The following is a 15209-nucleotide window of genomic DNA, read 5'->3' as shown; positions in this document are numbered from 1 at the left end:
TGCCGTTCGCGTCCGGCAGCGCCTAGGTTAAACCGCGTATTAAACGTGGTTAACACAACGCTGTTGCGAGGTCGCCGTGCAGGAACGCACCAGCACCGCCGAGCGCTACACCCGAGGGTTCGCCGCGGCGGTGGCCGCCGTGGCGACGTTGATCCTGGCGGCGAACGCGGGGCCGGCGCCCGCGGAGGTGCCGGATCCTGCCCAGCGACCGGCTCAGCATGTCATCTCGCAGCCGGAGCGTGGCTGAAAGTCGCACAAGCCGGCCCCGGCAGGACACTCAGCGTGTCCCCACCGGGGCCTGCGGACGCGTCGGACGCGTCGGACACGTCAGAGCTGGAACTCCACGGGGTTCAGGCCAAGGGCCGCGCAGGCCTCGCGGAGGACCGCCTGCTCGGCCTGGGAGAAGTGGCCGTCGGCGCCGGCGATGACGATGCCGGTCTGGACGACCGCGCGGGCCTCGGTGGGCTTCTTGGCGGCCTTGGCGATCTCCTGCATGGCCTCGGTCTTGCCCTGCGGGAAGTTGCGGGTGAGCTGGTCCACATGCCGGTTGAAACGCTGGCGCAGCTGGTCCGGCGGGAAGTTCTGCAGCACGTCGTTGCTGAGGATCATCGACTCCATCTGCTGGCGCTCGGCCGCGTCCACATGGCCGTCCGCCGCCGCGACCAGAGCGCACATCGCCATGCTGGCGTCCCGGTACGCGCCGCTCTTCAGCTCGCTCTTCAGGGAGCCGAGCTGGCTCTTCAGCAGACCCACCAGCTGGGCCTTCGAACCGCCCCGCGAGCTGCCGTGCGCACTTCCGTGCGAGCCGCCGGCCGCCGCGCCACCGTGGCCGCCGTGACCGCCATGGCCACCGGCCGCGCCGTGGCCGCCGCCCTGGACCTGCTGCTGGAGTTGCTTGGCCTGGTCCTTGAGCCGGTCGAACAGTGCCATTGACGTCACCTCGGTATTCGTCGGGTCGTGCACGCTCACTCGATCAACGCCCGCCCGCGAGCAAAGGTTCCACAAAGGCGCACAGGACCGTGACGCGGGCGGAGGAGGTTGGCCCGCGTCACGGCCCGATCGAGACTGACAGGCCGGATCATTGATCAGTACCCCGTCTGATCAGGGCAATCAATCAACCCGGGGGCTGTCAGCCCGCGCACACCTTCCGGTACGGCGCGTCCGGCACATACGTCCTCCACTGGGCCCGCGTCAGCCGGCCGCCGCCGTCCAGCCGGTCGCAGACCCGCTCGGCCACCCGGCCCGGGTCGACGACGTAGCGCTGGAGCGGCACATGGATCCCGGCCGCGTAGACCGTGCCGCTGTCCGCGCTGAACGCCACCGAGACGATCTCCTCGCCGGCCGTCGGCAGCGGCCCGCCGAGCGGCTGCTGGGTGGCGACGTCCCACAGCTGGAGCGTTCCCGAGCTGCCGCCCACGGCGAGCGTGCGGCCATCGGGGCTCAGCGCGAGCGCGCTGACGCCCTCCGGAGTGTCGCCGAGCCGGGCCGGGAAGACGTTGCGCAGGACGCCGGCCTTGCGCTTCAGCTCCCCGTCCCACAACGCGACCCGGCCGGTCCCGTCGCCCACCGCCAGCCGGGTGCCGTCCCCGCTGAAGGCGACGGCGCCGATCTGGTCGCCCTGCACCAGGTCCTTCCCGGCCACCGACCCCTTCGGCAGGCGGGCGACGCGGTTGTCGCCGACGAGCAGGCCGCCGTCGGGGCGCACGGCGAGGTGGCTGCTGGTCAGACCGGTGACCACGGAGGTGCGCCGGTGGCTCGCGGTGTCCCAGACCTCGTCGGCCAGGTCGCCCACCGCGGGCGTACGCACGGCGTAGAGGGTGCGGCCGCCGGAGCCCAGGGCGAGCTCGATCACCGGCGTCGAGTCGGCGGTGGCCAGGTCCAGGGTGTCCCGGACCCTGTGGTGGCGTACGTCCCAGATCGTGATCCGTTGCGGGCTCGCTTCCCGGCCCGGCGCCGAGACGCCGTACGCGAACAGTCCGCCGTCCGGGCTGAACGCCGTCAACGCCATGGTGTCGGCGGGGACGACCGGGTCCGTGCCCGCGTCGGCGACGGGGAACGGCGGCGACGGCAGGGTTCGGGCCGGCTGGTCGTCCCGGGTGTCGCGCAACCGGAAGCGGTAGCTGGTGCCGGTTCGTTCGGCGGTGGCGAGAGTGCGGCCGTCCGGTGCGAGCCGCGCGCCCGCCAGGCCGTCGTCGTGCCAGGCCGACGTCGTCGCCGCCGACACGTCCAGGGAGTGGACCGTACCGGCCTCCAGATAGCGCAGAACCGGGTGCTCGGGGTCCCAGGCGAGGCCTCCGTACAGGTACTGGTTGTTGAGGGAGTGCCGGAAGACCGGGGCGTCGGGCGACGACAGCCGCCACACCTTGATCTCCGTGCTGTCGGCCGCCGCCAGGAACTTCCCGTCCCCGCTGAAGGCGGCGTACGTGGCGTTGGCGGCGGTCAGGTCGGCCAGCAGCCGCCCCGATCCGGTGTCCCAGACGCGGATGCCGGCCGGGGAGAGGGCGGCCATCCGCTGTCCGCCGCCCATGACCAGGGTGGAGTCGTTGTCGGCACAGACGTCCTTGTCCCGCGTCCAGTCGCCGGGCAGCTCTCGGTGGCCGGCGACGTCCCACACCTGGGGCGCGCGCCCCTCGCCGGACGAGGCGCGGTCGCCGGTGGCGACGGACACCTGGGGCGTGGCGCCCTGGCCGCCCGTGGGGCAGACGGCGACCGTGCGGGCGTCGGGGGCCATGTCCGCGCTGCCGGCCTCCGGGCCCTCGAACAGGGGCGTTCCGTCGGTGCGGGAGCGCACGCGCGCCCGTTCGTCCTTGGTGCCGGTCACGAGGTAGGCGTGGTTCCCGACGACGACGTCGTCGGAGGACGCCGGCCACGGCCCACCGCCGGTCCAGCGCCCCGTCGCCGTGTCCCACAGCCGGATGCCGTCCGCACCGGACACCGCGATCACCTTCGCGTCCGGAGAGGTCCCGACCACCTGATCGCCGTCGACCGGGAGCCGGCCAGAACCGGTGCGGCGGTGCGTGGCCACGTCGTACGTCCGCCATGTGCGGTCCTCGACGCTCAGCAGGACCCGGCCGGAGGCGGCGAGGAAGCGGAAGGCGCTGTCGCCGGGGGCGGGGTCGGAGAAGGTGTCCTGTTCGGGCTGGGCGAGGGCGCCGAGCAGGGCCCGGCGGGACTCGGGGAGCGGGGAGACCCGCCAGGCGGCGACGCCCAGCAGCATGGCGGCGCGCGGGTCGGTGGTGCGCAGCGAGTCGGCGACGGAGGCGATCCGGCGGGCGGCGGTGTCGGTGCGCTGCCGTTCGTTGTCACGGTGCTGGCTCCACGCGGTCAGGCCCACCACCAGCGCTACCGCCAGGACGGCGGACAGGGCGGTGCCCAGCACCCGGGACCTGCGGGCCGTCCGCGCGGCGGCCCGCCGCTCCGCGTCCCGGGCCTCCAGCGCGGCGACGAGGAACGCCCGCTCCGAGACGGTGAGCGTGCCGTCGTCGTCCCCGAACAGTTCCTCGGCCCGCGCCAGCCTGCTGCCCCGGTACAGCCCGCCGGGGTCGCGGTCGTGCTCCAGCCAGGCGCGGGCGGCCTCGGTCAGCCGGCGGTGGTGGCGCAGCCGTTCGCGGTCCTGCTCCAGCCAGCCGGACAAGCGTGGCCAGCAGGTGATCAGGGCCTCGTGGGCGAGCTGGACGCCGTCCTCGTCGGTGGTGAGCAGGCGGGCGCGGGCCAGCCGGTCGACCACCCCCGGCACCTCCGGATCGGTCCACTCGGCCAGGTCGGCCCGGGTCAGCGGGCGCCGGGTGTCGGGGGTGCCCTGACCTGGCTCGACCAGCCGCAGCAGCAGCAGCCGGGCGGTGCGCGCCTGGGCCTCGGTCAGCTGCTCGTACACCTCCTCCGCCGTCGCCGCGATGGCGCCGCGCACCCCGCCGGCCGCCTGGTAGGTGGCGAGGCTGAGCACCCGGCCCTTGCGGCGCCGCCAGGTCTCCAGCAGCGCGTGCGAGAGCATCGGCAGTCCGCCGGGCTGGTCGACGACCTCCTCGACGATCCGTGCGGCCAGCTCCCGCTCCACCAGCAGCCCGGCGGCCTGCGCCGGCTTGGTCACGGCGTCGCGCAGCTCGTCGGCCGTCATCGGCCCGAGCAGCAGCCCGGCGCCGGAGAGCGCGTCGGCCAGGCCCCGGTGCTCGGAGCAGCGGGCGTAGAAGTCGGCCCGTACGGTCACCAGCACCCGCAGCCGACTGGCCGGGCCCCGGGCGGCGAGCAGCAGGTCGATGAAGCGGGCCCGTTCCTCGCGGTCCCGGCACAGGGTGAAGGCCTCCTCGAACTGGTCGACCACGACCCAGCTCTCCGGCTCGTCCTCGGCGGGTGCCAGCAGATGGCCGTAGGTCTGCGCGGGCCGCGGGCCCGGGGTGAGCACCCGCAGCACCGCCGGGCTGCCACTGAGGGCGATCTCCTCACGCAGGACGGGGAGCAGCCCCGCGCGCAGCAGCGAGGACTTGCCGCTGCCGGACGCCCCGAACAGCACCGCGAACCGGTGGTCGCACACCAGCCGGTGCAGCTCCTCGACCATCCGTTCCCGGCCGAAGAAGAGGTGCCGGTCGCCGGGCTCGAAGCGGGCGAGGCCCCGGTACGGCGGTGCGGTGTCCGCCGACTCCTCGCGCACCGCCTCGGCGACCGCCGCCTCCGCCTCCTTCCAGCGGGGCTCCCACTCCAGGGGGTCGCCGCCGCAGGCCTTGACGTAGCCCTGGACGACGGCGAGCGACGGCAGCCGTTCGCCGGCCGCGGCCTGCGACAGCGTTGTCGCGGAGAATCCGGCTGCCTCGGCCATCCGCCGGTACGAGGGGGTGCCCGCGTCCTTGCGGACCTCGCGGAGCTCGTGGGCGAGCCGGGCTACGGGACCGGACGCGGGGTCCAGGGGTCTTTCGGGACGACCCATGTGCACGTACCTCCACACAGCTGACGAAACCGACGTCAGGGCGGCGACCATACGCCGCGTGACCTTTCACCCGGGCATGCCCTCAGTGACATACAGGCAAATGAAAGGCGACAGGACGTACATCACCGGACAAGTAGCCACTGATCATGGAATTTGATCACCTTGATTGTCCTGACAAAGAGGACGCGGCGATCAATTCCTCGGTTCCACGAGTCGGCAGCGGCGGTCGACGGCCACCCGGACGCGACGAAACGCGAGGTGAACGGCGCGGAACGGGTCAGCGGCGCGGGATGGCCGCCAGGAGAACAGCGCCACGAAAGGACGAGAGGAATTGATCGCCCTGATCAGCAGGGCTGCCGTACAACTTCTCCCCTCTCCAGTCTCGATCTCGCCACGCCGCATCGGCGGACCGAGCAACTGGAGGAGACCCGCATGTCGCAGGCACTCAGGACCAAGTTCAAGACCAAGGGCAAGGCCAAGAGGACGTCCCGCCTGGGCAAGGCAGCGGTCGTCGCGGGCAGCGTCGCCGCGCTGACGGCCGGCCTGGCCGGCAGCGCGAACGCCGCGATCCTGAACCCGATCACCATCGACAAGGTGTGGCAGGCGGCGCCGACGCAGGAGATGTTCCAGCCTCTCTTCGACTACGACTCCGACAGTTGCTTCCCCGCAGCCGCCGTCGAGTCGAACGGGAGACTCAACGGCGGTCTCCAGGACACCGGATCGATCACCGGCGGCTGCCGCACCAACCACCTCGGCAAGGCCAACACCTACTCGCGGGCCAAGTGCGACAAGGGTTCCGGCTGGTGCGGCATCATCTACACCCTGTACTTCGAGAAGGACCAGAACGCGCCCGGCAACGTTGTCGGCGGGCACCGCCACGAGTGGTGGTCCTTGCCGTGGTCTGGTACCACGGCAAGGACCAGTGGCCCAGCTACGTGTCCGTCTCCGCCCACGGCAACTACACCACCAAGCGGTTCAACGACGTGGAGCGCGTGGGCAAGCGCATCAAGGTCGTCTACCACAAGGACGGCGGCCTGACGCACTCCTTCCGCTTCGCGAAGGCCGGCGAGCGGGCGGAGGCGTGGGGGGACGGTGGCTGGGACCGGCCCACCCTGGCCCCCTACAGCATCCTGTGGAGCAACTACCGGAGCGCGTGGAACGCCCTTGAGAAGTCCAAGTGGGGCAAGGCCAACTTCCCCCTCCAGGACCAGGAAGACCACTTCCGCAAGGACCTGAACGAGGCCAAGCCGTCCGGCATCCAGTTCAACGCCTGGAGCAACTGACCCCGGCCCACCAAAGCCGCCCCCGGCGGGGACACTCCCCCCTGTCCCGCCGGGGGCTTCTCCGCGCTCGCACCGGTCCGTTCACGTGGTCCTTTCACACCGGTCCGTTCACGCCGGTCCGTTCACGCCGGTCCGTTCACACCGCCCTCTTACATGCGGCTTAACCCGGCTGTCAGCGCGATGATCTAGCCTGCGATCGCTTACGGCGGTGCGCGTGCCCCTTTCTGCCGCGTCCGCCCCTGATCTCTATCGCTTGGCTTCTCTTCTCTTCGCTTCTTTCGTTCCGGGGGGTTCGAAATCACCGTGCGCAGACGCACTCTCCCTGCCGCGACGGCACTCGCGGTCCTCTTCAGCTCGGTCGCCCTGGTCGCGACCGGCGCCGGGTCGGCGGCCGCCGACTCCAGCACGTCCCTGCCCCTGAAGTCGACCGGCGACATGGTCGTCGACGGGGTCCACCAGCGGGTCTTCATCAGCGACCCGACCGCCGGACAGGTCGTCGTCACCGACTACGCCGGCACGGTCGTCGGCACCGTCGGCTCGCTGCCCGGCGTCCTCGGCCTGGAGCTGTCGCCCGACTCGGGGACCGTGTACGCGGCCGTGGGCGACGCCGACGCGATCGTCGCCATCGACACCGCGACCGCCACCGAGGCCCACCGCTACTCCACGGGCACCGCCGACCCGCAGTACCTCGCCGAGACCGGCGGCAAGCTCTGGTTCGGCTACGGCGGCGCCGCCCAGGGCAACATCGGCTCGCTCGACCTGACCGGCACCGACCCGGTCGTCGCCCTCGGCCAGGCGCCCACCAACGCCTGGTACTCCGCCCCGATGCTGGACGCCTCCGCCGGCGCCCCGGGCACCCTCGTCGCGGGCGCCCCCGGCCAGAGCCCGGTCGTCCTCGCGGTGTACGACGTCTCCTCGGGCACGCCCAGCCAGACCGCGTACGCCTTCGACCCCGGTTCCACGGGCGGCGGCAACCTCATGGACCTGGCCGTCACGCCCGACGGCAAGGACGTCGTCACCGCCAGCGGCGCCCCGTACTACCAGGCCGTCTACAAGCTCACGGACCTGTCCAAGGACGGCAAGTACGTCACCAACCCGTACCCGAACGCGGTGGACATCGCCCCGAACGGCGACGTGGCGGCGGGCACGAGCTCCACCGACGAGCCGGACGTCCACCTCTTCAAGCCGGGCACCTCGATCCCGCTGAAGGACTTCACCTTCGGCTCCGACGAGCTCACCGCGCGCGGGCTGGCCTGGGCGCCGGACAGCAGCAAACTGTTCGCGGTGTCCCGCGGCGGCAGCGACGCCTACGCCCTGCACGTCTACGACGACCCGACGAAGGTCGCCACCACCCTCACGGTCGACGCCCCCGCCACGGCACCGCGCGCGAAGGCGCTGACGCTGACGGGCAAGCTGGCCTCGTCCACGGCGTTCGCGCCCGGCACCGAGGTCTCCGTCACCCGCACCGACGACGAGTCGCCGGCCGGCAAGGCGCTCGGCACCGCGACCGTCGCCGCGGACGGCTCGTACACCTTCACGGACACCCCGCCGGCCGGCGGCAAGGTGACGTACACCGCCGCCTACGCGGGCGACGCGGACCACGCGGGCGCCACGGCCGCCGACTCGGTGACCGTCGCCAAATCCGCGTCCACGGTGACGCTGAACAACAACCTCAAGGTGTACGGCTACAACAGCGCCGTCACCTTCACCGCGCACCTCGGCACCACGTACAAGAACCGCACGGTGGAGATCTGGGCCGACCCCTACGGCTCCGACAAGCCGAACGCCCTGGTGAAGAAGGGCACGGTCGACTCGGCCGGCAACCTGACCGCGACCCTCCGGCTGACCCGGGACACCAAGGTCAGCGCGAAGTTCACGGGCGACACCCGGTACGCGGCGAAGACGACGACCAACACCGTCTACACGAAGGTGGCGGTGTCGACCTCGCTCAGCGGCGCGTACAAGACGGCCACGGCCTGGAACCAGAAGTACTACTACTTCCGCCAGTCCAAGGACCCGGTGCACAACACGACGATGACGATGTACCGGGGCCGCAAGTACCAGCTCCAGGTCCAGCGGTTCTCCGACGGCGCCTGGCACACCACGCACACCGAGTACTTCGCGCTCGACACCTACGGCAAGGACTCGGTCGTCCTCGACGGCACGCCGCCCGTCGGCCCCCGCTTCCGGATCCGCTCGTCCTACATCGACACGACGTCGGGCGACAACGTGAACGCCACGACGTATGGCGCCTGGAAGTACTTCGTCTTCACGAGGTGACGTCCGCTCCGGGGCGTTCAGACCTGCGTCTGCAACTGCTGGAGCTGCCGCATCACGTTCTCCAGCGCACCCCGCCGCCGTCCCGGCACTCGGCCCCGCAGCTCCGCGAGCGCGGGGCCGAGCTCACGGGCCGGGGCGGCGTCCTTGATCTGCCCCCACTGGTGGTGCGCCCGGTCGACCGCCGCCTCCACCGCGGGCGCGTCCACCGCCTGCCCCGCGGACAGCCGCGCCGACGCCACCATCAGCCACGCCCGGCAACTGCGCACCGGATCCCCCGCCATCATCGCCAGATCGGCCCGCACCTCGATCCAGTGCAACGCCTCCTCCGACGCCGGCCCATGCGCCCGCAGCGCACCCTGCTCAAAGTGCGCGGCCAACACCTCCGCCTCACCGTGCCGCCCGGACTCGACGGCGGCGGCGATCGTGGCGTGGGGGTCCGGGGCGGAAACGGGGGTCGACGCGGGCGGATGCGCGGGCAGCGGCGGCAACTCCGGCACGGCCTCACGCCCGGGGACCGGAAGCACCAGGGTGACGGCCGACTCGGGGGTCGGCTCCGGGACCGGCGCCAAGGTCGGGGGAACGTCCGCGGCCGGAGTCGGCTCGGCCCCAGGGGCAGGGCTCGGTGCAGGGCTCGGGGCAGCGACCTGCGCCGGGCTCAGCATCGAACTCGGTGACACGTGCTGGGCCGGAAGCGGCGCGGACGCCGGAGCCGGGTTCTCCGCGGGAAGCGGCATGGAAGCCTGAGCCGGCGTCGGCTCGGCTCTCTGCGCGGGATCCGGCACGGGGATCGGCTCGGCGCTCTGCGCGGGATCCGGCACGGGGATCGGCTCGGCGCTCTGCCCGTCGCCAGGCGCGGGGCTCGGCGTCGGGGCCGTAGCCGTGACCGGGGCCGGAAGCGGTGTCGAACCCGGAGCGGGGTTCTCCGCGGGGAGCGGCAGGGAGCCCGGTGCGGCGGCCGGGGCCGGGCTCGGGGTCGGGCCCGGCACGGCCGCCTGCGGCGGGAGCGGTGGCTGGGCGAGGCCCGGAGGGGGGCCGTAGCCGGGGATGGAGGCAGGGATGGAGGCAGGGAGCGGGGCGGAGCTCTGGTGGGGGCCGGGGTCGAAGCCTCGTGGGGGAGTCGGGAGGCGGGGCGGGATCTGGGGTGGGGCGTAGGCCGTCAGGACTATGTCCGTGCCGACTCCGCCCTCGCGTGAGATCCGGGTCAGGGCCTGCTGGTGGAGCTGGTCGAGGGAGGGGCGGTGGCCGCTGCGGAGCAGGGTCGCGACGGCCTTCATGTACGCGGGACCGGCGACCGTACGGCGGCTCGGGGGCGGGGCGATACGGCCGTAGACCGCGCTGTTGCGCCCGGAGTCCAGGGGGTTGGCGCCCAGCCACTCCCAGGTCTCGGCGTCGGCGTGCAGGTCGAGGACGAGGGACGTGGAGCCCGGTACGCGCAGGCGCAGTTCCTCGCGGAACCAGTGCCAGGGGAAGCCGGTGTAGCGGACGGTCGAGGGCGTCGTCCGGGCCAGCGCGAGGTGGGGCAGGTGCTGGCGGCGGTCGAGGTGGAGCTGGCCGGTGACGAAGACCGTGAGGGGGGCCGGGGAGGCCGCCGCCGCGCGCAGGCGGGTGAGGACGGCCTGTGGTTCCAGCGGGTCGGCGAGTTCCACGACGTTCGCCGTGTCCGTGCCGGACAGCACCGTGGGCGGGACCGCGGCGAGGACGGGGAGCACGGAGGCGGCGTCCACCAGACAGCCCTTGCCCGCCGGGGCGGCGGCCAGCAGCAGCACGGTTCCGGGCATCGGTCCCTCCCCATCCCCCGTCGATCACTTAGGGCAGCACCGTAACCGCTGCGGCTGCAAAGCGGGATCTCAGGACTGTTTACGCCCGATTCCGTCCGTATTCCCCACACCAGTTCTCCTCCGACGCACCGCGAACACCGTCGTGTCGTCGGCCAGATGCCCCCCGCAGTGCCTGAGCGTGCCGTCCCGCACGAAGTCGACCAGCCGCCGGGGCCGCGCGTTCTCCGGGTCGGCGGCGACGGCCGCGGCGACCTCGGGGGCGAGCGGGAAGAAGACGTCCTCGCCGTCCCGGGCCTCGGTCACGCCGTCCGTGGTCAGCAACAGGGTCTCGCCGGGCCGCAGGGACACCCGGTGCACGGGCGGCGGGCCGTCGACGGGGTCGAGTTCGCCGAGGCCGAGGGGCAGGCCGTGCCGGCCGGGCGGCAGGGACCGTACGCCGTCCGGGCCGACGACGAGCGGGCTCTCATGACCGAGGAGGAGGGCGTCCACCGCGTCCGGCTCGTCGTCGGGGAAGCCGATCAGTACGGCGGTGGCGAACCGGTCGCCGTCCTGGCCGCCGAGAGCCGTACGCATCCGGATCTGCCGTTGCATGCGCACCTCAAGCCGCTGGGCGACCGTCGCCAGGTCCGGCTCGTGATAGCCGGCCTCCCGGAACGTGCCGAGCAGCGCGGCCGCCGCCTCCACCGCCGCGAGCCCCTTGCCCTGGACGTCACCGAGGATGACGCGGGTGCCGTACAGGCCGGTCTGGATGTCGTAGAAGTCGCCGCCGACCCGGGCCTCGCTGTCGGCGGCGAGATACACCTCCGCGTGCTCAAGCCCGCCCCAGCCCGGCGGCAGGGGGCGCAGGACGGTGCGGCGGATGGTCTCGGCGACGTCCTGGATGTGCAGCATGCGCTGCTCCTCGCGCACCCGGACCACGCAGGCCAGCGTGGCGAGGACCCCGCCGATGCCGGCGAGGACGAGGTCGGGGATGCCGGCCTGGTACTCCTTGGGCAGGGCGGCGTCCGCGGCGAGGTAGGTGGCGGGCGCGAGCACCGCGAACAAGGCCGTCCCCCACACCCCGCAGATCGCGGCGGCGATACCGGGCACCAGCACGATCCAGGACAGGATCCGGAAGTCGCTGCTGGTTCTGAAGTCGACCGCCACGATGGCGACGAGCAGCAGCAGCGGCGGCACCCAGGCGACACTGCGGCCGCGCACGCGCAGCAGCTCCGGCCGGCGGGCGGCGCCCTGCGGGCCGGCTCCGCCCTCGCTGACGGCCCTCATGGGCCTCAGACAAGCACGCCGGTCACCGGGCCGCATCCGGGTGCCGACTTGCCAGGCGCCCGCTTCAGGTGTGCCCTGGATGGCGGGGCGAGGAGAGAGGAGTGCTCTCATGGCTCATGCGGCACCCGCGCCCGGCGGACGGACCGTGACGGCGCGAACGGCCACGGCCGGCACGAGGGGTCTGCCCGATGTCTTCAGCGCACGGACCCACCGCGCGATGAGCGTGGTCGTACCGGTCGTCCTCGGACTCGTCTACGGCTACTGGGCCGCGGCGAACCGGCGCTCCGGCGGCGAGATCACCGGCTGGAACCTGCTCTTCGGCTTCGTCACCGCGGCCGCGTTCATGGTGTTGTACGTGGCCGTCCGCTCGATCGCCTCCCTCGCGATCCGCGAGGTGCACGCGGTCCTGTGGGCCGCCTTCACGGGCGGTACGTTCGGGTTCCTGTACAGCCAGACCGGCGCCGCGGTCATCAGGTCCTCGATGATGGGGCTCGTGATCGGCGCGGCCTGCTTCGTCGTGCTGTTCTACCGCTACTACACGCACGAGGACGCGCAGGGCCACCGCCTCACCTGACCGATACGCGGATCGACCCCGGCGACCGATGGCTGACTACCGATGGCACCGGGGCCGACCCATTCCCCTGCATCCCTGCATTTCTGCATCCCTGCATCCCTGCATTTCTGCATCCCTGATCCATGAGACACCCGTTCGGGTGAACGCTCCACCGGAGAGCGCAATCGTGCGGCCGTATGCAGGCACGGCGCTGGCGCCCGAGCCCTCGTGACCCTTGCCTGGAAGGGTGCTCACCCGGCTACGGAACGCCCTGTCGGCAGCGCTGATCGCGCTGGCGTGCCTCCTCGTGCCGTTCGGGGTGCTGGCGGCGTGGGTGACGTACGGGCTGGCGGACACCGGTCGCTATGTCACCGCGATGGCGCCGCTCGCCGCCGATCCGGCCGTGCAGGGCGCGGTCGCGGACACGGTCGGGGCCGGGATCATGCGGGAGATCGACGACCGGATGGAGGCGTCCCCGGCGTCGCCCACTTCGCCCGAGCCCGGTTCCGTGCGGCCCTTCGCGCAGGACGCGGTGCGTTCCTTCACCCGGACCGAGGCGTTCCGTACGGCGTGGGAGGCGGGCAACAGGGTGGTCCACGACGCCGTGCTGAAGGCCCTTCAGGACGGGCGCGAGCGCACGGTGACGGTCGACCTCGCGCCGGTCACCGCGCAGATCAAACGCCGGCTGACCGACGACCACGTCCCGCTGGCCCACCACATCCCGGTCGAGCACACCGAGGTGGCGCTGCTGCCGGCCCATGAGGTGCACCGCCTCAGGAAGGGGTACGAGGTGCTCGAGGTCGCCGGGTTCTGGCTGCCCGTCTCGGCGGCGGTCCTCGCCGCGACCGGCATCGCCGTCGCCGCCTGCCGCCGCCGCGCGGTCACGGCCACCGCGCTGGGCACGGCCCTGGGCGGCGCGCTCCTGCTCCTCGCGGTGACGCTCGGCCGCCGCCTCACCCTGGCCGACCTCCCCGACCCGGCCCATCGCCCGGCCGCGGCCGCGATCTACGACGCCCTGACGGCAACCCTGCGCGGAGTCTCCTGGCTCCTGATCGCCCTCGGCCTCACGGTGGCCCTCACCTGCCGCCTGACGCACCTCCTCGCCCAACGCCGCCAAGCCTCCGCGAGGCCCACCGCGGATCAGGCGCAGGAACCGACGCGGGCCCGGGCCTGACGACGGGCGGTACGCGCAGGCCCCGCTGCGGATCGCCCCCGGCCTCACGGTGACCCTCACCCGCCGCCTGACGCACCTCCTCACCCAACGCCGCCAAGCCTCCGCCAGGCCCACCGCGGATCCGGCGCAGGAACCGACCCGAGCCCGAGCCTGACCGGCGGGCGGTATGCGCAGGCCCCGCTGCTGACCGCCCTCGGCCTCACGGTGGCCCTCACCTGCCGCCTGACGCACCTCCTCACCCAACGCCGCCAAGCCTCCGCCAGGCCCACCGCGGATCCGGCGCAGGAACCGACCCGAGCCCGAGCCTGACCGGCGGGCGGTATGCGCAGGCCCCGCTGCTGACCGCCCCCGGCCTCACGGTGACCCTCACCCGCCGCCTCACGCACCTCCTCACCCAACGCCGCCAAGCCTCCGCCAGGCCCACCGCGGATCCGGCGCAGGAACCGACCCGAGCCCGAGCCTGACCGGCGGGCGGTATGCGCAGGCCCCGCTGCGGATCGCCCCGCCCCCCCACCACCACCGCTCCCGCCCGCTGGCCGCCGGGCCAGCGCTCACAACCCGCCTCGAACGACCCCGGCCAACACCCGCAAAGCCTCCCGCAGCTCCGCCTCGCTCACCGACCCGAGCCCCAGCCTGACCGCATCCGGGGTCCGGTTCGGGTCGACCGCGAACGCGGGCCCCGGTGTCACCGCGACGCCCCGCGCGGCCGCGGCGGCCGTGAAGGTGTCGGCGCGCCACGGGGCGGGCAGCTCCCACCAGGCGTAATAGGCCCGGGGATCGGACCGTACGGTGAACCCCCGCAGCTCGTCCCGCACGATCCGCTGCCGAAGCGCGGCATCCGCCCTCTTTCCCGCCACCAGCCGCTCCACCGTCCCGTCCCCGATCCACCGCGTGGCCGCCTCGACCGCGAAACGCCCCGCGCTCCACCCGCCGGACCGGACGGCCGCCGCCACCGCGTCGACCCGTTCCTCCGGTACGACGACGAAACCGACGGTGAGTCCGGGGGCGACGCGCTTGGAGAGGCCGTCGACGACGTGGGTGAGGCCGGGGGCGTGGGCGGCGAGGGGGTCGTCGTCCGTGAGGAAGGACCAGATGCGGTCCTCGACGACCGGGATGCCCAAGTCGGCGGCGACATAGGCGAGTTGGCGCCGGCGTTCCGGGCTGGTCGTCACCGAGGTGGGGTTGTGCAGGGTCGGCTGGAGGTAGAGCGCGGCCAGGGGAGCCGTGCGGTGGGTGGCGGCGACGGACTCCGGGAGCGGGCCCTCCTGGTCGGTGGCCAGCGGCACCAGGATGATCCCGAGCCGGGCGGCGATCTCCTTCACCACGGGATACGTCAGCGCCTCGACGCCGACCCGGCCCCCGGGGCGGACCAGGGAGGCGAGGGTGGCGGCGACGGCCTGGCGGGCGTTGCCGGTGAAGAGGATCCGGCCGGGGGCGGGGCGCCAGCCGGGGGTGGTGAGGAGGGCGGCGGCCGCCTCCCGGGCCTCGGGGGTGCCGGTGGCGGCGGCCGGGCGCAGCGCCTCCGCCAGGACGTCCGGCCGCAGCAGCGGGGTGAGGGCCGGGGCGAGAAGCTCCGACTGGCCCGGCGCGGACGGGTAGTTGAGCTCCAGGTTGACCGGCGCCGCGGTCGCGGCCTCGACGAGCGCCCGCTCACCCGGCCCCGCCGGCGCCGCCCGCACGAACGTCCCGCGCCCGACCTCGCCGACGACCAGACCCCGCCGTACGAGCTCGGCGTACACCCGCCCCGCCGTGGACCCGGCGATCCCGCGCCGCCGCGCGAACACCCGCTGCGGAGGCAGCCGTTCACCGGGCTGAAGCCGTCCGTGGGCGATGTCCTCGGCGATGCGGTCGGCCAGACGCCGGTAGTCGTCCACGATCCGATTCACGAGCTCCCCCATTTACCGATCAAGTGCCGATCAAGTGCCAATCAAGGCCGATCAAGGCCGATCAAGGCCGA

Annotated in this window: 10 protein-coding genes and 2 pseudogenes; 6 read left to right on the top strand and 6 right to left on the bottom strand. The window is 73.1% G+C overall.

All coding sequences use genetic code 11. The features are described 5' to 3' along the window. The first annotated feature begins 76 nt into the window (after positions 1 to 76). The gene (locus AQJ67_RS48330) at positions 77 to 247 is read left to right on the top strand and encodes a hypothetical protein (protein ID WP_167366223.1); all 171 of its coding nucleotides are present in this window, start codon (positions 77 to 79) and stop codon (positions 245 to 247) included. Between the two features lie 80 nt (positions 248 to 327). Here AQJ67_RS48330 and AQJ67_RS25295 read toward each other — a convergent pair whose 3' ends face one another. After that, positions 328 to 930, bottom strand: coding sequence for a tellurite resistance TerB family protein (locus AQJ67_RS25295; RefSeq protein ID WP_062721384.1), 603 nt, complete (start codon positions 928 to 930; stop codon positions 328 to 330). 199 nt (positions 931 to 1129) lie between these two features. After that, entirely contained in the window at positions 1130 to 4918 is a 3789-nt protein-coding gene (locus AQJ67_RS25290; protein WP_062721382.1) for an nSTAND1 domain-containing NTPase, read from the bottom strand. Positions 4919 to 5350: 432 nt separating this feature from the next. Here AQJ67_RS25290 and AQJ67_RS50235 point away from each other — a divergent pair, with 432 nt between their 5' ends. From AQJ67_RS50235 to AQJ67_RS25275, 3 genes are all read left to right on the top strand, one after another. Then, a complete protein-coding gene (locus AQJ67_RS50235; protein WP_279616901.1) occupies positions 5351 to 5956 on the top strand; it encodes an NPP1 family protein in 606 nt (201 codons plus the stop codon). Then, entirely contained in the window at positions 5854 to 6201 is a 348-nt protein-coding gene (locus AQJ67_RS50230) for an NPP1 family protein (RefSeq protein ID WP_279616900.1), read from the top strand. The genes AQJ67_RS50235 and AQJ67_RS50230 overlap by 103 nt, the downstream gene beginning before the upstream one ends. Positions 6202 to 6504: 303 nt before the next feature. Beyond that, the gene (locus AQJ67_RS25275) at positions 6505 to 8481 is read left to right on the top strand and encodes an Ig-like domain-containing protein (RefSeq protein ID WP_062721376.1); all 1977 of its coding nucleotides are present in this window, start codon (positions 6505 to 6507) and stop codon (positions 8479 to 8481) included. A gap of 17 nt (positions 8482 to 8498) precedes the next feature. On the opposite strand, the pseudogene AQJ67_RS50760 reads toward AQJ67_RS25275, so the two are convergent. The 3 genes and pseudogenes from AQJ67_RS50760 to AQJ67_RS25265 form a co-directional block, all read right to left on the bottom strand. Further along, a pseudogene (locus AQJ67_RS50760) lies at positions 8499 to 8939 on the bottom strand (hypothetical protein); the annotation flags it as partial. Between the two features lie 684 nt (positions 8940 to 9623). Beyond that, positions 9624 to 10259, bottom strand: a pseudogene (locus tag AQJ67_RS44485) (hypothetical protein); the annotation flags it as partial. A 69-nt stretch (positions 10260 to 10328) separates the two neighbouring features. After that, a complete protein-coding gene (locus AQJ67_RS25265; protein WP_062721372.1) occupies positions 10329 to 11525 on the bottom strand; it encodes a PP2C family protein-serine/threonine phosphatase in 1197 nt (398 codons plus the stop codon). Positions 11526 to 11634: 109 nt separating this feature from the next. On the opposite strand from AQJ67_RS25265, the gene AQJ67_RS25260 reads away from it, so the two are divergent. Next, the gene (locus tag AQJ67_RS25260) at positions 11635 to 12099 is read left to right on the top strand and encodes a hypothetical protein (protein WP_062721370.1); all 465 of its coding nucleotides are present in this window, start codon (positions 11635 to 11637) and stop codon (positions 12097 to 12099) included. A gap of 226 nt (positions 12100 to 12325) precedes the next feature. Continuing rightward, on the top strand, positions 12326 to 13252 hold the full coding sequence (locus AQJ67_RS25255) for a hypothetical protein (protein ID WP_062721368.1): 927 nt from the start codon (positions 12326 to 12328) through the stop codon (positions 13250 to 13252). 551 nt (positions 13253 to 13803) lie between these two features. Here the strand turns inward: AQJ67_RS25255 and AQJ67_RS25250 are convergent. Next, positions 13804 to 15126: an aminotransferase-like domain-containing protein gene (locus tag AQJ67_RS25250; RefSeq protein WP_062721621.1), complete on the bottom strand. Its 1323-nt coding sequence runs from the start codon at positions 15124 to 15126 to the stop codon at positions 13804 to 13806. Between the last annotated feature and the right edge of the window lie 83 nt (positions 15127 to 15209).

The sequence above is a fragment of the Streptomyces caeruleatus genome, assembly GCF_001514235.1.
GTDB lineage: Bacteria > Actinomycetota > Actinomycetes > Streptomycetales > Streptomycetaceae > Streptomyces > Streptomyces caeruleatus.
The sequence above is the reverse complement of the archived record's forward strand: the minus strand, read 5'-3'. Positions and strand labels throughout refer to the sequence as shown.